The sequence below is a fragment of the Vibrio xiamenensis genome (genome assembly GCF_900100015.1).
GTDB classification, from domain to species: Bacteria; Pseudomonadota; Gammaproteobacteria; order Enterobacterales; family Vibrionaceae; genus Vibrio; species Vibrio xiamenensis.
The window spans coordinates 122,898-141,346 of sequence record NZ_FNDD01000013.1 but is presented as its reverse complement, the minus strand read 5'-3'; the positions used below and the strand labels follow the sequence as shown (position 1 = coordinate 141,346).

The 18,449-nt window shown below is 44.9% G+C and carries 18 protein-coding genes; 9 read left to right on the top strand and 9 right to left on the bottom strand.

The window, feature by feature from the left end; genetic code table 11:
* Nucleotides 1–294, top strand: a 294-nt coding sequence (gene tnpA, locus BLS03_RS12440; protein WP_143015625.1) for an IS200/IS605 family transposase, incomplete at its 5' end; no start/stop codon positions are given.
* 99 nt (nt 295–393) lie between these two features.
* On the opposite strand, the gene frdD is transcribed toward tnpA, so the two are convergent.
* Genes frdD through frdA form a run of 4 tightly spaced genes read right to left on the bottom strand, consistent with a single transcriptional unit; the run spans nt 394 to nt 3,737 of the window.
* The gene (gene frdD / locus BLS03_RS12435; protein ID WP_093274264.1) at nt 394–774 is read right to left on the bottom strand and encodes a fumarate reductase subunit FrdD; all 381 of its coding nucleotides are present in this window, start codon (nt 772–774) and stop codon (nt 394–396) included.
* Between the two features lie 11 nt (nt 775–785).
* Nucleotides 786–1,169: a fumarate reductase subunit FrdC gene (gene frdC / locus BLS03_RS12430; RefSeq protein ID WP_093274263.1), complete on the bottom strand. Its 384-nt coding sequence runs from the start codon at nt 1,167–1,169 to the stop codon at nt 786–788.
* A 1-nt stretch (nt 1,170) separates the two neighbouring features.
* A complete protein-coding gene (locus tag BLS03_RS12425; RefSeq protein WP_093274261.1) occupies nt 1,171–1,929 on the bottom strand; it encodes a succinate dehydrogenase/fumarate reductase iron-sulfur subunit in 759 nt (252 codons plus the stop codon).
* Nucleotides 1,929–3,737 carry a fumarate reductase (quinol) flavoprotein subunit gene (gene frdA, locus BLS03_RS12420; RefSeq protein WP_093274259.1) on the bottom strand — a complete coding sequence of 603 codons (1,809 nt, stop codon included), beginning with the start codon at nt 3,735–3,737 and terminating at the stop codon, nt 1,929–1,931. The genes BLS03_RS12425 and frdA overlap by 1 nt, the downstream gene beginning before the upstream one ends.
* A gap of 381 nt (nt 3,738–4,118) precedes the next feature.
* On the opposite strand from frdA, the gene epmA reads away from it, so the two are divergent.
* The gene (epmA, locus tag BLS03_RS12415; RefSeq protein WP_093274257.1) at nt 4,119–5,090 is read left to right on the top strand and encodes an elongation factor P--(R)-beta-lysine ligase; all 972 of its coding nucleotides are present in this window, start codon (nt 4,119–4,121) and stop codon (nt 5,088–5,090) included.
* A gap of 62 nt (nt 5,091–5,152) precedes the next feature.
* Here the strand turns inward: epmA and BLS03_RS12410 are convergent, their stop codons facing one another.
* From BLS03_RS12410 to BLS03_RS12395, 4 genes are all read right to left on the bottom strand, one after another.
* A complete protein-coding gene (locus BLS03_RS12410) occupies nt 5,153–7,339 on the bottom strand; it encodes a YjbH domain-containing protein (RefSeq protein ID WP_093274254.1) in 2,187 nt (728 codons plus the stop codon).
* Entirely contained in the window at nt 7,339–8,082 is a 744-nt protein-coding gene (locus tag BLS03_RS12405; RefSeq protein ID WP_093274252.1) for a capsule biosynthesis GfcC family protein, read from the bottom strand. The genes BLS03_RS12410 and BLS03_RS12405 overlap by 1 nt, the downstream gene beginning before the upstream one ends.
* Nucleotides 8,083–8,099: 17 nt before the next feature.
* Nucleotides 8,100–8,765: a YjbF family lipoprotein gene (locus tag BLS03_RS12400; RefSeq protein WP_093274250.1), complete on the bottom strand. Its 666-nt coding sequence runs from the start codon at nt 8,763–8,765 to the stop codon at nt 8,100–8,102.
* Nucleotides 8,766–8,842: 77 nt separating this feature from the next.
* The gene (locus BLS03_RS12395; RefSeq protein ID WP_093274248.1) at nt 8,843–9,130 is read right to left on the bottom strand and encodes a hypothetical protein; all 288 of its coding nucleotides are present in this window, start codon (nt 9,128–9,130) and stop codon (nt 8,843–8,845) included.
* 234 nt (nt 9,131–9,364) lie between these two features.
* On the opposite strand from BLS03_RS12395, the gene BLS03_RS12390 reads away from it, so the two are divergent.
* The 7 genes from BLS03_RS12390 to cysE all read left to right on the top strand — a co-directional run bounded on the left by BLS03_RS12390 (nt 9,365) and on the right by cysE (nt 17,518).
* On the top strand, nt 9,365–10,606 hold the full coding sequence (locus BLS03_RS12390) for a capsule assembly Wzi family protein (RefSeq protein ID WP_093274245.1): 1,242 nt from the start codon (nt 9,365–9,367) through the stop codon (nt 10,604–10,606).
* 23 nt (nt 10,607–10,629) lie between these two features.
* Nucleotides 10,630–13,260 (top strand): SLBB domain-containing protein, encoded by a 2,631-nt coding sequence (locus tag BLS03_RS12385; protein WP_093274244.1) that lies wholly within the window; start codon nt 10,630–10,632, stop codon nt 13,258–13,260.
* 51 nt (nt 13,261–13,311) lie between these two features.
* The gene (locus tag BLS03_RS12380; protein ID WP_176765587.1) at nt 13,312–14,268 is read left to right on the top strand and encodes a Wzz/FepE/Etk N-terminal domain-containing protein; all 957 of its coding nucleotides are present in this window, start codon (nt 13,312–13,314) and stop codon (nt 14,266–14,268) included.
* A 119-nt stretch (nt 14,269–14,387) separates the two neighbouring features.
* Complete coding sequence (locus BLS03_RS12375; protein WP_093274242.1) at nt 14,388–14,822, top strand: rhodanese-like domain-containing protein; 435 nt, start codon at nt 14,388–14,390, stop codon at nt 14,820–14,822.
* 155 nt (nt 14,823–14,977) lie between these two features.
* Nucleotides 14,978–15,442, top strand: coding sequence for a protein-export chaperone SecB (gene secB / locus BLS03_RS12370; protein WP_093274240.1), 465 nt, complete (start codon nt 14,978–14,980; stop codon nt 15,440–15,442).
* A 118-nt stretch (nt 15,443–15,560) separates the two neighbouring features.
* Nucleotides 15,561–16,598, top strand: a complete 1,038-nt coding sequence (gpsA, locus tag BLS03_RS12365; RefSeq protein ID WP_093274237.1) for an NAD(P)H-dependent glycerol-3-phosphate dehydrogenase — start codon at nt 15,561–15,563, stop codon at nt 16,596–16,598.
* Between the two features lie 98 nt (nt 16,599–16,696).
* The gene (gene cysE / locus BLS03_RS12360) at nt 16,697–17,518 is read left to right on the top strand and encodes a serine O-acetyltransferase (RefSeq protein WP_093274235.1); all 822 of its coding nucleotides are present in this window, start codon (nt 16,697–16,699) and stop codon (nt 17,516–17,518) included.
* A 76-nt stretch (nt 17,519–17,594) separates the two neighbouring features.
* On the opposite strand, the gene BLS03_RS12355 is transcribed toward cysE, so the two are convergent.
* Nucleotides 17,595–18,137, bottom strand: a complete 543-nt coding sequence (locus tag BLS03_RS12355; RefSeq protein ID WP_093274232.1) for a PadR family transcriptional regulator — start codon at nt 18,135–18,137, stop codon at nt 17,595–17,597.
* Nucleotides 18,138–18,449 lie beyond the last annotated feature (312 nt).

Genomic DNA, 18,449 nt, shown 5'->3' with positions numbered 1-18,449 from the left:
GATTGTGAAGTCTTGGAATTAAATATTCAGCCAGATCACGTTCACTTGGTTGTGATAGTCCCACCGAAAGTATCGATATCGACTTTAATGGGGATATTGAAAGGGCGTTCAGCTATCCGATTGTTTAATAAATTCCCGCATATTAGAAAGAAATTATGGGGTAATCATTTTTGGGCGAGAGGGTACTTTGTTGACACAGTCGGTGTAAATGAAGAGATCATCAGGCGGTATGTCAGGCATCAAGACAAGAAAGATCAAGAATATGAGGCACAGTTAGAGTTGAAAATGAACTAACAGCGAAGGAATGCCCCCTTTTAGGGGGCTGTAAACCAAAGCCGCCTTCTAAGAAGGCGGATTTTTACTATTCACTGTCTTTCAGCATGACAATAAAACTTACAGCATGATGATAAACACTATGGCAAGCAAGGTAACGCCGCCCGCGATAGCGTAGCAAGCCACTTTGCCTGCAGCGCCAGTGTGGAATTTTAAATCGTGCATACCGTGATGGACACGGTGCATGGCATGCCACATTGGCAGCGCTAATGTGGCGATAATAAATAACGCGCCAATAATGCTGGTGGCGAAGCGGTGGACACGCTCAAAGCTCAGTGCATCGCTGTCGATGATGCCAAGTGGCACGAGGATGCCGAGCACCAGCACCGTCACTGGGGTTAGCATGGCAAACCAAGTGCCGCCAGCGCCAAACAGGCTCCACCAAATCGGTTCGTCAGAGCGCGCCGGGGTGCGATCAACGTGATAATTTTTGCTGCTCATCGCGCTTCTCCTTAAACAATGATCAAAACAACGAGGGAAATAAATGCCACAGCGGCCCATTGTGCAAGCACCACGACTTTTGCGTCGATCGGCTTACCGTTAAGGCGCATTGGCATCACTTGCGGCATCATGCTAAAGAAGGTTTTGGCATGCAGCAGGCTGCCAAGCAGCGCAACGATGTTGATCGCAATGACGATCGGGTTGGCCATAAAATTGAGCCAAGTATTCCACGACTCAGGACCTTTAACTAAGGCGCCTAAACCGATAGTCAAAAACAGAGTGAACAGAATTAACGGCAGCACCGTCGCTTCACGAAGCATGTAGAAACGATAAAAAGGATGGTCTTTCCACCAAGTTCGTTTTACTTCGCGAACATAAGGTTTACGGTTACTCATCCTACGCCTCCTTGTGGGTTGATTCGCCGTCAGGCTTAAACATCGCAATGACGAAGTCCATTGAAGACGCCACTTTACCTTGGTTTACTGCCGCTGCTGGGTCAACGTGTTTTGGACACACTTCAGAGCAGTAACCGACAAAAGTACAACCCCATGCGCCATTTTTGCCGTTGATAAGTGCCATACGCTCAGCTTGACCATGATCGCGGCTATCAAGGTTATAACGGTGCGCCAGCGTCAGCGCCGCTGGACCGATAAACTCAGGGTTCAGGCCAAATTGCGGACACGCGGCATAACATAAACCACAGTTGATGCAGGCTGCGAACTGTTTATAGCGCGCCATCTGCTCTGGTGTTTGCAAGTTTGTGCCATCTTCTGGTTTACGGTCGTTGCCAATGATGTAAGGCTTAATCGCTTCAAGACGCTCGATAAATGGCGTCATATCGACGATCAAATCTTTCTCGATTGGGAAGTTAGCCAACGGCTCGATTTTGACCCCATTTGGGTAATCGCGCAAAAAGCTCTTACACGCCAGTTTTGGCACACCATTGACCATCATGCCGCATGAGCCACAAATCGCCATTCGGCATGACCAGCGATAAGACAGGTCTTTATCGAGGTTGTCTTTGATGTAACCCAGCGCGTCGAGCACAGACATAGTGTCGTCACACGGAACATCAAAGGTTTGCAAATGAGGTTCTGCATCTTTTTCAGGGTCGTAACGCAGAATGTCGACCTTTTGTACTCGATTCGTAGACATTAAGCTTGCTCCTCTGAATTGTCTTGGGCCGCTTCGGCTGCCGCTGCTTGTTCTGCTGCTTCACCGTACAGACGCGCTTTAGGTTGTGACTTAGTGATGGTGACATCGCTGTAGTCGATGGTTGGCGCAGCATCCGGTTGATAAAACGCGAGTGAGTGTTTGAGGAAATTCACGTCATCACGTTCGGTGCAGTTGTCGTCAAGGCGTTGGTGAGCGCCGCGCGATTCTTTACGTAAAATCGCTGAATGCACCATGGCTTCCGCAACTTCCAAGCCATAACCGACTTCAATCGCATACAATAGGTCAGTGTTGAACACTTTGCCTTTGTCTTTGATGGCGATGTTTTTGTAACGTGCTTTAAGCTCAGTGATTTTATCGATGGTTTGCTGCATCAAATGCTCTTCACGATAGATACCGCAACCAGCTTCCATGGTGTGGCCCATTTCAGTACGAATATCGGCCCAGTTTTCATCACCTTGCTGGCTAAGCAGCGCTTGAATGCGCGCTTCAACCGCTTGCACTTGTTTGGCAATCTCAGCGTCGTTCCAACCGCCAAACTCAGCAGCGCGCTGCACCGCGTGTTCACCGGCAACGCGGCCAAATACCACAAATTCAGCCAAAGAATTCGAGCCTAAACGGTTAGCGCCGTGCAGGCCGACCGAGGCACATTCACCGACCGCAAATAGGCCTTTGATGCGCGTTTCACACTCTTTGTTGGTTTCGATACCGCCCATGGTGTAGTGCACGGTTGGACGAATTGGAATCGGCTCTTTGGCTGGGTCGACGTTGACGTACGCTTTGGCTAGCTCACAGATAAACGGTAAGCGCTCTTGCAAGTACTCTTCGCCAAGATGACGCAGGTCAAGATGAACGACATCGCCAAGCGGATGCTTGATGGTGTTGCCTTTTTGTTGCTCGTGCCAGAACGCTTGGGAAACTTTGTCGCGAGGACCCAGTTCCATGTATTTGTTTTTCGGTTGGCCTACTGGCGTTTCTGGGCCCATGCCGTAGTCTTGCAGGTAACGATAACCGTCTTTATTGACTATGATGCCACCTTCGCCGCGGCAACCTTCCGTCATCAAAATCCCTGTGCCTGGCAGGCCTGTTGGGTGATATTGGACGAACTCCATATCACGTAGCGGAACACCATGACGATACGCCATCGCCATGCCATCGCCCGTTACAATACCGCCGTTAGTATTGCAGTGGTAAACGCGTCCAGCACCGCCAGTGGCGAGAACCACAGATTTGGCTTTGATGGTAACCAGCTCACCTTCCGACATATGAATCGCAATCAAGCCTTGAACTTGTTCGTCGACAACCAGTAAGTCGAGTACAAAGTATTCATCAAAGCGTTTGATATTGCTGTATTTCATTGAGGTTTGGAACAGGGTATGCAGCATGTGAAAGCCGGTTTTATCCGCCGCAAACCAAGTGCGTTCTACTTTCATGCCACCAAAGCGGCGCACGTTAACTTCGCCGTTTTCTTTGCGGCTCCAAGGGCAGCCCCATTGCTCCATTTGAATCATTTCGCGAGTGGAATTTTCAACGAAATATTCAACAACGTCCTGCTCACAAAGCCAATCGCCACCGCCAACAGTGTCGTTAAAGTGATTGTCTAAACTGTCTTCTTCTTTGATAACTGCGGCAGAGCCCCCTTCGGCTGCGACAGTATGAGAACGCATCGGGTAGACTTTGGAAATCAAGGCAATTTCTAAGTCGGGGTTTGCTTCAGCTGCTGCAATTGCAGTGCGAAGACCAGCGCCGCCAGCGCCGATGACTGCGATATCTGTGGTGATCGTTTGCACAGTTATCCTCCAGTGATTTTATTATTGTGTTGGAAGCTAATTTTATCCTTAGCTTGTGGGTATCCACGGCGAGTTCGCTAGGTTTTGGAACTGTGTTCAACCTTATTTTTATCGCCAATCACAGTTAAAAAGTGATGCTGCTAGTGTAGGAGAGAGGGCGCTGAGATATATTGATTTATTTAGGTTTTTGCTCGACTAATGCAAAGATTGGATTATATTTTATTCCTTATGTGAGAATCATCACGGATAGACTTCACGCTAGCGATATTACTGTTAGCAATGATATTGACAGCGTATGCAAAAGGTATCGAGTTAAAAAGCTAGGCAGTGTAATTACAGCGCGATAAAATAACGCGTTTTTGATAATTCTGAGTGTTTTTCATGTCTATTGATTGGCAGCCTACTGCGAGCGTTGAACAGCTAAAACAGCGCGCTGAAATTCTTCGTTCGATTCGAACCTTTTTTGCTGCAAGAGGTGTGCTTGAGGTGGAAACACCAGCCATGAGCCACGCCACTGTAACCGATGTACATCTGCATACTTTTGAGACCGAATTTGTCGGCCCAGGCTTTGCCAAAGGCAGTGCGTTGCATTTGATGACTAGCCCAGAATTTCATATGAAGCGACTTTTAGCCGCCGGCAGCGGCTGTATTTATCAGATCGGCAAGGCGTTTCGTAATGAAGAAAATGGTCGCTACCACAACCCAGAGTTCACTATGCTCGAGTGGTACCGAGTTGGGTTTGACCACCATCAGTTGATGGATGAAATGGACGCATTGCTGCAACAAGTTCTGCGCTGCTCAGCTGCCGAGCGAATGACCTATCAGCAAGCATTTTTGAGTCAATTAAACGTCTGCCCGCTAGAAGCTTCGATGACTGAGCTGAAACGCGTTGCGGCTTCACTGGGACTTAGCGATATTGCTGAGCCTGAGCAAGACCGAGATACGCTGTTGCAGCTGTTGTTTAGCGTTGGCGTGGAAGCAAAAATTGGCCAGTCGGTGCCAGCGTTTGTGTATGATTTTCCCGCCTCGCAAGCGGCGCTAGCCAAAATCAATCGTGAAGATGCTAGGGTTGCCGATCGTTTTGAGGTGTACTTCCAAGGCATTGAATTAGCCAACGGTTTTCATGAACTGGATAATCCTAAAGAGCAGCTTCTGCGTTTTGAACAAGATAACCACAAACGCGTGGCAATGGGGCTAAAAGCGCAGCCTATCGACTACCATTTGATTGCTGCTTTGGAATCCGGTTTACCAGAATGCGCGGGAGTAGCGCTGGGGATTGATCGCTTAATTATGTTAGCGCTGGGATGTGACCATATTGATCAAGTCACGGCGTTTCCGTTTCCTCGCGCTTAAGCGCAAAGATTCGTTTAACAAAACAAAAACCACCTGCACGCAGGTGGTTTTTTTATCGCAAATTACTGGAATTGGTTGGGACGCTGCGACCAAGGGGAGCGAGGGTCGGTTAAGTCATACAAGTTGTATTTCTTATTCAGCATTTGTCCGCCGTCACGGGTGATCGGCTGCCAGTTGATCGCTGCGCGATTAGTACTTGGTTTGACCGTCATGATGTCCAATGGTAAAGAGATATAGAAGCCTTTGTTGTAGCTGCCTTCACCATATTCATCGGCGGTTAAATCGGTAAGTGTTGCGTAAGCGCCGATAATGACACCGGAATCAAACTGCTTAGAGAAGTCGATTCGCGCGCCGTTGTCGCCGCCGAGGAATTTACCTACGCTGACTTTCAACAAGGTATTTTCTAGCATCGACCACTGCGGTAGATAGTAACCTGTTACATGCCCTGTTGTGCCTTGGCTGAGAACATACGCGCGACATGATGGTGTGTCGTCGCTACAGCTGGACTCGTCATAATAGAAGTAGTCGTCACTATAGATGCCAAACCAAGAATCTGGGTCACGCTGGGAGACAAGGTTAGCATCGACACCCAGTGCCCAGTTTGCATTTTCAGGTCGATACAGCGCTTCGCCGCCAACTCCGGCGAACATGGTTTCTAAATAGCCGCCATACATTTGGGTATATATGTTTGACGTTGGACGTTCAAACCAAGTCAGTTGCAAGTTGTTAAGTCTGACCGGGTTATCGCTGACATAAGCGCGGAACATGGTTCGAACGCGCGGCACCGCGTAGTTACGGACATGGGGTGAGTTTTCAACGTAATTGAACTTGTCATAGTTATCAAACAAATTGAAATAGATGGAGCCACTGAGTTCTAGGCTGTCGCTAAGCCAGTAGTTTGAAAGGGCGTTGATACCGACAGCATAGAGGTAAAACGTCTCTGGTGCGCCAACGCTTTGGCTAAGGACAGGTTCCAGACCATAGCTAAAGTTTTTATAACTATTTGCCAGCGCAAGACCGGATGGTTGTGTAGCTTCGACGTGTTTAAAGGTCTGTTTCACGTCACTATCGATGTTTTGATAAGTGGCAGCAGCAACAAATTCGGCACGGTCGATATTGGTTTGCGTTAGGTTCATGCCTTTATTTTGTTCAATAATGGTGAATTGCTTTATTGAGGCATCGGCATGGTTATTAAGCAGTGTTGCGGCACGCTCAAGAGATTCATCACGATCGCGGTATTTTTTGGCTTCCGCAGTAAGCACTAGAGTATCGCCATCACGGCTCAAACGGCTTTGACGATAGCCCGCGTTGTTGGCAATTTGTGCGGTCAAATTATTCCAATCATTGTGTTGGCTGTTTGAGCTGACAACAGGTTTCGGGTCATCACGCCAAGTCGCTTTCATTTGGTTGAAATTGGTATAAATATTAAAGCCAAGTGTCAACGTGTTGCCGCGCTCGTAGCTAAGTTTGGCATCGCCCCAGTCGCCGATTCGGTAGTTAATACCGAAGTTCCAAGGCGTGGACTGAGGCATTGATTTTGCGCCGCGTACATACGGAAAGTCTTGGCTGTAATCGTTGCCTTCATATTCGACTTTAAGTCTAAGCGGTGCGTATGGCGTCTGATATTCTATACCGCCAAACAGTGCGCTTGGGCCTTTAAACCAGCGTTCGTAATCAATGCTGCCACCATTCTCTTTGTAGCCACTTGGACGAGTGCAGTAACTGTCGCGATATTGGCACAGTGGATTAGTAAAGTTGCCGCTTTGGCCCAGATATCCCCAGCCCAAACCGAGGGTAAGATCTAAGTTGCCAAAACGTTTGGTTGCCGCGAGGTATTCACCGTCAAATAACCCGGTGCCGCCGATATCTCGAATCCCGATCGACGTCTCAGGCATCCAGTAACTTTCATTAAATAAGCGCGCTTTGAAATCGACACCCTTGTCGGTGTAAATATTGTCGCCACTATAACTGGAATCTTGGTTGTATTTTACATTTGGTACACGCGTATAACGAATGGTGGTTTCTAGCCAGTCCATCAGTTGAATGGATGCCATGTAATGGTAATAATCGTCGTTAATCGTGGCGCCAAAGTTGAACTCGCCAGGTTCGGCCATGCGTCCGCTCGGCGTCTGCATAAGGCCCGTGCCACCGAAATCGGATTGAGAAACTTTAAAAGGCGTATTATCTGCATGAGAAGCGGCCGACATCATGACTAATACCGCTAAGGTGCTTGCGCGTTGTGTCTTCATTAACTGCCTTTTCTCCATCCAAGCAGCGAAACAATCCGCTGTTCTACATCAACCAGTTCCTGGCTTTGATCATCGAATCCTACAAATAGCGTCGAACCTGGAGGCAAACTCGTATGTTGATCGTTCCAGTATGCGTATCCGACTCGTTTAGCTTCGCCGTTTGGGTAAACAACCCAGACAAAACTCTTACTAGCGCCTTCAGGTTTGAGAGTGTGATTAAGGTAATGGGAGGCGATATAGCCGGGTAAAATCGTGGCATCAGAAGGGGATGAAACTAAGCCAGTGATATGAATCGTTTTGGGGCGTTCAAAGGTTTCGAAGCTAAAGTGTCCGTGTAGTAACGGGTTTTTCGCGGCATCAAGGCGCACGATATCATGGTCGAGATTAACCGCTTCACGATAACCAACCTGCCAGCTGGCGACCAAATTGGCCAAAGAGATTAAATTAGATTTTTGCGCCGGAAAGCGGGTGATTAAGCTTCGTAGATCGTCGATGACCTGCTGTTGTTTGTCGTCTGCGAGCGACTGTTTATCCAGATTGAAGAACTGGGTCATGATCGCATAACGATATATAGAATGTGAGTCGCTGTTAGCTTCTATATCACTGAGTGCTTTATCGAGACGCACCGGCTGCGGATATTGCAATGTTAACGATTGTTGGATTAAGTCAATTTGCAGTGGGCTACTTGCCCAAATCGAAAATGACAACACTGCGCCAAGCGCGAGTGTGATGATTCGAATCATAACCAAGGCACCTGTGATTATTCTGAGTAAGGTTTTAAGATTTCTTGTTCGACATACAGTTTGTTGGGAATTAACCACTGCTGAGATTTCATGACTTGACCATGCTTATCGGTCCAGAATTGGTTAGTCATATGAGTATTGCTGTGGAGAAATTGAATCTGCTCTTGCCAGACATCGACGGTTTTATTCCAAAGTGCAGAAGCTAGAGGTTGTGATGCTATTTTTTGACTGCTGATCAATGCGCGGTGATCGAAGTCGAAGTTAGGCTGCCAATCGTAGATTGCTTGCCATTCACTGTGCTGCTGCTGGAAATTAAATAAACTGGACTTTGGACTGAGCTGAGCCAAATTAAACTCGGGCAGATTGAGCGTTTTTACCACTCGACCGTTTTCCGTCACGATCATGGCATTGTCGCTTGATAGCCACTTTAGTTGAGTCTGTTTGGTGTCTGGGTTGGTCTCTGCGAATGCGAGAACCATAAAAATTTGTGGGCCATTATTTATTCGAACATAACTGCTGGCATATGGCAGATTTTTTAGATAGTCCGCCGATATTTCTATATCTTTAGCGCCAAATAATGCTTCTTTAATTGTGGCGTTGGTGTCTGAAAAATTTTGCGTGCAACCTGTTAATAACACGCTCACTAAGAAAGATACTGCGTTTTTTAGGGAGATAAACTTCATGTGTTATTCCATTTTTACACATAAAAAGCATCCTTAGAAAACTAAGGATGCTTCATTATTTATAATGACAGCGCTAATTAGATAGTGCCGTCAGTACCAGTAGTACCGTCATTTGACGATGATGCTACTGCGACTGCTGCCACTGCTGCTGCGCCTACTGCTACAGCACCAACGGTTGCTGAACCTACTGCTGCAGTTGTTGCTGCGGTTGCGCCAGCTGCAGTACCAGTAGTGGTCGCTGCACCTGCACCTGCTGCAGTGCTTGTTGTTGAAGTTGTGGTCGCTGCTGCGGTTTCTTCACCAGCAGCAAACGCGTTTGAAGAAACGCCAACTACCATCAAAAGCGCTAGAAAAACATTTTTCATTGCTTATTCCCTTTCATTTATAAATTTTTTGGGTAAGACACTTGCCATAGCCCTCATTAATTCTATTTCACAAGTTGAATATTGTAAAAGCAAAAATAGACATAAATTATTAAGTTAATAATAGTAATGATCATATTCTTGAATTAACAATTTATTGATTGAAATAGCATTTATTTTACTATACTTTTCATTCGAAATTGGTTCTAAAGTGTTAATTAAGAGAGTATTGATGTGATGAATTGTGTCACCGATATTTATAAGTTGGTTGGCTTGATTTCATTATGTTCTTGTTCTCAAAACATAATGGCTTCTCCTTGGATCGAGGCTGATGATCCATTTTTGCGTTCTGATGTTATTGCATTGTCTGATGCTGGAAGTCTGAATTCGTCAGTCAGTGTATTTCCATTGCCTTGGTCTGCAACCAGTGAGCTGGTTTTTAATTCAGATGATACCTTTTTGATTTATGAGCGGGAACATGTGCTATACCAGCGTTCTAGCGCTCAATATAACCGAGGTAATCGGCTGTTTAGTGTCTCTGCTTGTAGTCGGTGTTCGGCGAATTCTTATGCTTGGCAGAGTGACGAATCTAAGTCAGTCCAAGTATCTTATGAACATGCTTCCAATCAGTTTGCTTTTCGTGTTTCTAGTAAAGCATCGTACAAGCAAAATGATTACGACATAAATTGGGATAACAGCTATATCGCTTTAAATGGTGCCGGCGGAGTTATTTCTTTGGGTTATTTAGCTCGTTGGTGGGGGCCGACTTGGTATCACAACCTAGTTTTAGATACCTCCTCTGAGGAGCTCGGCTTGAATGTCAATTTTTTTGGTCAAAACAGCATTCTTGGATATTGGAGCTTCAATAGTTTACTTGCTGATACGGTTGATAGTGAATTCAAATACCGTTGGTCAAATCGTTTGCAGTCCAAACCAACAAGTTGGCTTGAGTATGGATTAACGCAATATTCTTGGTTTGATACTCTTAAGAATGATTATCAAGAAAAACATCAAAAAATAAGTGTAGATATGCGTGTCACACTGCCAAATTGGGGAGAAGTGCCTTTTTCTCACAATGTGTATGCTGAAGTTGCGTCTTTTGAGAATACCGATAGCTTTGATGCTCATATTTTAGGTTGGAGTGGCCACTTCCCGTTTCAAGGAAATTCGTTACGTTTTGCTTTAGAGTCCCAGCAATTCGAAACTAGCGCACAATGTGTTCGCAATAAATGTAAACGCTCAAATTCTGGAACTCAGTTGTATCGGGATAGTTTATCTATTTCCGCTTATCTTCAACTTAGGAATGACCACCAGATAAGCATCATTTTGTCTAAACAATATCATGGTCTTTATGACAATGAGCAAAAGGCTCGTTTAGGTTATGTGCTGCCTTTGTTAAGCGGGCGTCTTGAACTCAGCAGTAGTTATTCTTCACTGTACGAGCAGAGCTTTTGGTCCCGATATGAATTTAGATTTTAGTTTTCTACTTAGGGTTTTAATGGATGTTAAATTATAAAACTTTAACGGTTAAATGGCTGACTATTTTAATGTGCATATTGTTTGTACAGCTTAGTTTTGCAACGAGCCTTACACCTACGCAAATCACACAATTTAACTCTTTACCTCAAGCCCAGAAAGAAGCGTTAGCGCGTCAACTTGGGGTTGATTTGGATGCTGTTCAAGCCGCGAACGCTCAAACGAGTGGTCAAGGAAATGAAGAGATCAATGCCCCTGTAAGAGTATCTAATCTTGAGAATAAAGAGGTTTCGAGCAATTTAGAAACAAGTAAGGAAGAAACTCGATTGCCTTCATTTGGGTACGATTTTTTTGATGGTCAAGCGCAAAGTTTTTCTGCAGTTGATAATATGCCGATTCCCCTTGACTACGTGATAGCACCAGGAGATGTAATACGAGTCACTCTCTATGGCAAAACAGACAGAGAATATCAATTAAAGGTTGATAGAGATGGAAAAATAACATTTCCAGAGTTTGGTCCAGAGTATGTGGCGGGTCAAACATTTGAAGAGTTAAAGCAATATATTAAAAGCTTGATCAGTAAAAAAATCATTGGTGTAGAAACAATGGTTTCTTTGGGTTCAATGAGAACCATGCAGGTATTTGTTACTGGAGAAGTTAAGAAGCCAGGTGCTTATAATGTCAATGGAATTACGACTTTATCGCAGCTCATTCTTTCATCTGGTGGGGTCAAAGAAAGTGGCAGCTTACGTCATATCGTTTTAAAGAGAAACGGTAAGTCAGTCGGTAATTTTGATGCGTACAATTTGTTACTCAATGGTGATGCGAGTCAAGATATTAGGCTAATGTCTGGCGATACCTTATTTATACCAGTTAAAAAACAAACTATTGCTATTGAGGGGGCAGTTGCACGCCCTGCTTATTACGAGCTAAAAGGTGCGTCCACACTTGAAGACGCACTGAATTATGCGGGTGGATCAACGGCTAAGGCTTATTTGCCAAAAGTCAGTATTATTCGCTACTCGACTTCTGGTAAGAGCCAATTCACTGTCGATTTGACTAAACGTGACGGTCGTAATTACGTATTACAAAATGGCGATGAAGTTATTGTCCCTCAAGTAAGCGAGCGCTTAAATCATGCAATTGCGCTTCGAGGGGAAGTTGCTCGCCAAGGGACTTACACTTATCACGCTGGAATGAAAGTTTCTGATGTGATTACAAGTCTTCGCAGCGATTTGAAAGAGACAGCCGATCTTAATTATGCTCTCGTTGTGCGAGAAAATTCTTTAAGTGGAAAAATTAATGTTCTTCAGTTCAATCTAAGCCAAGCGATACTATCCCCTTCATCACAGGATAATCTCTCACTACAAGAGAACGACCAGATATTTGTATTTGATAATGGTGTCGATAGTGATTATTGGTACCGTTCTAAAAAGAATGAGCGAGTCAAAGTTGATGTTCACCAGATTAAATCTAAAGTTGAGTCTGTGGATGGCGAAACGGGCGCGGTAATTATCAAAGACGCAAAAGAAAAAAATGAAGCGGACTTGAATGGTGCTTCACACTCAGACACGGTTAAGAGAACGAGCCGTGAAGAATTACTTCGCCCTATTATTGACAGGATTAAAGCTCAATCTTCATTGCATGAGCCGGCGAGCCTGATTGAAGTTACAGGTGCGGTGAAGTATCCAGGGGTTTACCCGTTACCAAAAAATGCTGATTTTTCTAAAGTCATTGCCGCTGTTGGTGGATTTTCTGAGCAAGCTTACATGTATAAAGCGGAATTGAGCCGATATCAGAAAACAAGTAATAGCTTTGAAGTCACACATCGGAATTTTTCACCCCAGGAGGTGCTATCTGGTAGTGAGACTTTAGATTTATCTCCACAAGATAGTATTATCATAAAAACTCAACCGAATTGGCAAAAGGATAATACGATTGAATTGCAAGGAGAGGTCGTATTCCCAGGAACATACACATTCCAGCGTGGAGAGCGAATTAGTGATGTGATTCGACGCGCGGGTGGATTAACTTCGTTTGCTTATCCTCACGGCGCAGTGTTTAGTCGCGATAGCTTGAAACGCCAAGAGCAAGAAAGACTGAAATTGTTGAATGTTCATTTGAAACAAGAAATTGGCAGTCTTGCGCTTAGAAGACAAACGTCAAACGCCAGTTACACTTCGAGCCCTACAGAGGCGATGGCTGTTGCCGATCAACTCTCATCGACAGAGGCCATTGGTCGATTGGTTATCGATTTACCTCTGGCTCTTGAGGGTAAAACCTCTTCAGACATCATGCTGGAAAAAGGCGATAAGCTTTATATTCCAGCTAAACAGCCAATTATCAGTGTGATGGGTGAGGTGCAATTCGCATCGAATCATACTTTTGACTCAAATAAGACAGTTGATGATTATATCTCTGAGGCTGGAGGTAGTAAAAAGCAGGCTGATATTGATCGCATTTATGTCGTTCGAGCGGATGGCTCAGTTTATTTACCTAATAATTCTTTCTGGTTCAGTCGGCAGTCTAAACCTCTCGAACCTGGTGACACTATCATCGTACCCATCGACACTGATTATCTCGATGGTTTGAGTTCTCTAACGTCGGCTACCCAGATTCTTTATCAGATTGGCGTTGCGTGGAGCGCAATTAAATAATTTATAGAAATAGTGCCGGAACTAATAAAAGCGCCGGCTTTGAGGCTTATTATGAGTTCACTTTTAAATGAACAATCTTTATCTCAGGTTCAAAGTATTCCTTTATATAAAAACGATGATGAGATTGATTTAAAAGAGCTTTTTTATGCTCTTTGGACGGGGAAATTAACGATTATTGTATGTACATTAATCGCGACGTGTTTAGGTGTAGCTATCGCTTTATCTAAACCTAACACCTATCAAGCAACAGCGACTCTAGTTGCTGCGCAAGGAGAGCAAGCTGGTGGCCTTGCTGCAATGGCGAGTCAGTTTGGAGGACTCGCTTCTTTAGCCGGTGTGTCTCTAAGCAATGGCTCGACAGACACTAAAACCTTAGATTTAGCTGTATTGAAGTCGCGGAAGTTCATTAATGCATTTATTGAGAAGCATGATCTGTTAGTTTCTTTAGTCGCGACTAAAAAATGGGATAAAGAATCAAATCAATTGATTTATAACGATGACCTCTACGATAAACAAACAAATCGTTGGCTGAATGATAAAGACGGTAAATCTTTGAAGCCGACGGAGTGGGAAGCTTATAAGGCATTCTCTAAAATATTATCGGTATCGGAAGCGAAAGATACTGGTTTAGTGACCGTTAGTGTTACGCATTTTTCTCCGTATATTGCTCAGCAATGGGTTGAATGGTTAGTTAAAGATCTTAATGAAAAAGTTAAAGCAGATGCGCTTGATGAGTCGCGAACCAACATCTCTTATCTGAATAAGCAACTTGAAAAAACTAACATTGTTGACATGCAATCGGTGTTTTATCAGTTGATCGAAGATCAGACCAAATCACTCATGCTGGCTGAAGTGCGCGAGGAATATGCATTTAAAACAGTCGATCCCGCTGTTGTGCCAGAAGAAAAAGCCGGACCAAAGCGTGCTCTAATATGTGTATTGTCGTTGCTGCTTGGCGGCATGCTTGGCGTTGCAATTGTTCTGATTCGTTTCGCTTTTAGAAAGTGAGCCGCGCGGGCTCAAATCATTGAAGCCAAAACTCGCCTCAATTACTTATCCCAGTTATACTCCAGTCTGAATTTTTTTTAGGGAGGAAAATCCTCCCTTCATCTGTTAAGAGCAAGAATATGCAAGAGTACGTACAGTTTTTCCAACAGAATATGATTCTTTCTTTGGTATGGGTGGGGGTGTTTATCGCGTTGGTGGTAAACATTTTTAAATCTTCAACCGCGGCTTATAAAGAGATCAGTGCATCTCAGGTAACTCACTTGATGAACCGTGAAAACGGCGTTGTGGTCGATATTCGCTCAAAGGATGAATACCGCAAAGGTCACATCACTGATGCAGTTCACATTTTACCATCGGATATTAAAGATGGTCAGTTTGCTGGGCTTGAAAGCCATAAATCCGACCCCATCATTGTGGTATGCAAAACAGGTCAAACCGCTCAAGAGAGTGCCAATCTGTTGGCAAAAGCAGGCTTTGAAAATGTAAACCTGCTAAAAAATGGTTTGGTTGCTTGGAGTGAAGCGAACCTGCCGTTGGTTACTGGGAAGAAATAATTTCCCATCGGTTTTTTCGCCAAGGGCACACGATGCTGCCTTTGCGTCTGAGAAATGTGAAAGTTGACGAAAAACTGGATTGACGTCTTCACAAGCGCATTTCTCAGGGTAGTCTCAGCAGAGACTAATAAGTATTGAAATAAAGGATTCTAGACATGGCTGAAGCAGCACCACAAGAAGCGCAACAAAACTTCGCAATTCAACGTATCTTTCTAAAAGATGTCTCTTTTGAAGCGCCTAACTCACCACAAATGTTCCAAAAAGATTGGAACCCAGATGTTAAACTTGACCTAGACACTCAAAGCCGTGAGCTTGGTGAAGGCGTTTACGAAGTGGTTCTACGTTTGACTGTTACCGTTAAAAACGAAGAAGAAACCGCTTTCCTATGTGAAGTTCAACAAGGTGGTATTTTCACCGCAGAAAGCATGGAACAAGGCCAATTGGCACACTGCCTAGGTGCATTCTGTCCAAACATCCTGTTCCCATATGCGCGTGAAACTATTTCAAGCCTAGTGGTGAAAGGTACGTTCCCACAACTTAACCTAGCACCAGTTAACTTTGACGCTCTATTTATGAACTACTTGCAACAGCAAGCAGCTCAAGGCGAAGCGCAAGCTTAATCGTTGCGGAGCTTGGCTCCAAAATAATGAAAAAAATGCACAAAGCACCTGAATTTCAGATCTGCGTTGTGCATTTTTTGTTTACAATGACTGCTCACTCTTATTTTCAGGCGGAATAATGAATAACTCAAAAATAGATAATGCCTATGGTAAAGAGATTGCTATGACGGTGATTGGCGCTGGCTCTTATGGCACTTCGTTGGCCATCTCTCTGGCGCGCAACGGTGCAAACGTCGTGCTGTGGGGACACGAACCTGAGCACATGGCTCGTCTCCAAGCTGATCGAGAGAACCAAGCGTTTCTTCCTGGTGTCGGTTTTCCTGAATCCTTGATCATTGAATCGAATTTAGAGCAAGCAGTTTGCGCTAGCCGTGACTTGCTTGTGGTGGTACCAAGTCATGTATTTGGCTTAGTGCTAAAAAGCTTGCAGCCTTACCTGCAACCGAATTCTCGTCTGTGCTGGGCAACCAAAGGGTTGGAGCCGGAAACAGGTCGCTTGCTACAAGATGTTGCTCATGATGTGCTAGGGGATAGTTATTCGCTGGCTGTGCTATCAGGGCCAACGTTTGCTAAAGAGCTTGCGATTGGGATGCCTACCGCGATTTCAGTTGCTTCCCCTGATGATGAATTTGTTCGTGACCTACAAGAAAAAATTCACTGTAGCAAAACGTTTCGTGTTTATGCCAACAGTGATTTTACCGGTATGCAGCTTGGCGGCGCGGTTAAAAACGTCATTGCTATTGGCGCTGGAATTTCTGATGGCATCGGCTTTGGTGCCAATGCACGTACGGCACTCATCACTCGCGGCTTGGCCGAGATGACTCGTTTGGGAACCGTACTTGGCGCTCAAGCGGAAACCTTTATGGGCATGGCAGGGCTTGGTGATTTGGTACTCACTTGTACCGATAACCAGTCGCGAAACCGCCGTTTTGGTCTGGCTCTTGGCCAAGGTAAAGATGTCGATACTGCGCAACAAGACATTGGTCAGGTGGTTGAAGGCTATCGTAATACCAAAGAAGTGTGGATGCTGGCACAACGCATGGGTGTAGAGATGCCAATTGTTGATCAAATCTACCAGGTGTTGTATCAAGGGAAAGATGCCAGAATGGCTGCCCAAGATCTTCTGGCTCGTGATAAAAAGGCAGAAAGTCAGTAGTGGCATGAAGAGGCACGTATGTGCCTCTGGTTTTAACCTCAACGAGGTAGCTGACATCGCGTCACTGGAGATTAAGGAACGGCCTCCTAGGAATTAAGATGAAACATTGTCAAAAACAGAAAGTGTGGCAAACCATTGTTCGTGAAGCTCGCGAGCTGACGGAACAAGAGCCGATGTTAGCGAGCTTTTACCATGCCACCATCATTAAGCATGATAGCTTGGCATCGGCGCTCAGTTATATCCTTGCTAATAAATTGAATACGCCTTCGATGCCGGCAATGGCCATTCGTGAAGTGATCGAAGAAGCGTTTGCTGCAGATTCAACCATTACCGAAGCGGCGGCATGCGATATCTGTGCAACAGTCAATCGCGACCCTGCGGTGTCGATGTACTCTATGCCTCTGCTTTATCTCAAAGGTTATCACGCGCTACAAGGTTACCGTGTTGCCAATTGGCTGTGGAAACAAGGGCGTTTGGCTCTCGCTTCGTATCTGCAAAATGAAATATCGGTCGCGTGCCAGGTGGATATTCACCCTGCCGCTAAGATTGGTCGAGGCATCATGCTCGATCACGCAACTGGTATTGTTATTGGTGAAACGGCGATCGTTGAAGATGATGTGTCGATTTTGCAGGATGTGACTTTAGGCGGTACCGGTAAGGAGTGCGGCGATCGACACCCTAAAATTCGTGAAGGGGTGATGATTGGCGCTGGTGCGAAAATTCTGGGTAATATCGAAGTGGGTGAAGGGGCTAAAATTGGCTCTTGTTCTGTGGTGTTGCAACCCGTTCCGCCTCATACGACTGTTGCTGGTGTGCCAGCTAAAATTGTTGGACGCCCAGTCTCAGAGCGACCGTCGTTTGATATGGACCAGCAATTCAATGGTAAAAAGCAGACCTTTATCGGTGGCGATGGTATCTAGCGGTCATCTCAAACCACAAAATTAAAAAAGGCGGTCATCAGACCGCCTTTTTGTTTGAATTCGATGGTGCCCAATGTTACTTGGCAAGTGCATTGAGTTCTGCAAGTGTTTCTTGCGCCCAATCTAACCATGCTTGACGGCTAAACAGGTTGCGACGCAGAGTTAAACGCTCTAAACGCTGCTGCGTATCAAGCACTGAAGGGGTTGGGTAATACGCCGCTTCGATCTCTTTATAGTGAGCAATCAACTTTTTCGACTCTTCGATCAACTCAGCGAGTTGAACTCGGAATAGTTCAGAAGGTTGCACTGCGCATGCCATTAATTTCGCTGAAAATTCGTCGCGAACGGTTGGATGAGCTGTTGGTTGTTCAAACCATTCACCGAGGGCTTTACGTCCAGCGTCAGTAATTGAGTACACTTTACGATCCGGCTTACCTTCTTGAGGTTCAAGTACACAGGTAACCAATTCGTGTTGTGCCATTTTGTTCAGCTCGCGATAAACTTGCTGGTGGCTTGCTTTCCAAAAATAACCAATAGTAGAAGAAAATTCTTTAGTGATATCGTAACCGGTTGCGTCACGAGTGCTAAGTACCGTTAGAATAACGTGTGGTAATGACATGTCTTCAATCCAAATAGTCCAATAAACTTCAAACTCACTACCGACAACACTGTTGTGCTTCTATGGCACATTTATTCAGTTTCGTTTCGGATAGTGGCCAACAAAGTTGGCGATGTCACCTCAGAAAAGCCGTTTATCACCTAGATGTGATCGATGCAATTTGCTCGAAGGGAGCGAATGTAATTGTTGTTCTATTTCGCTATAGATAAGTAGTATATCTAAATAATAAGCATTAGGTAGAATAGATACAGAAAATTTATAAAAAAATGATAAATGACTCATTATTTATATGAATCAGAATAATATATTGTT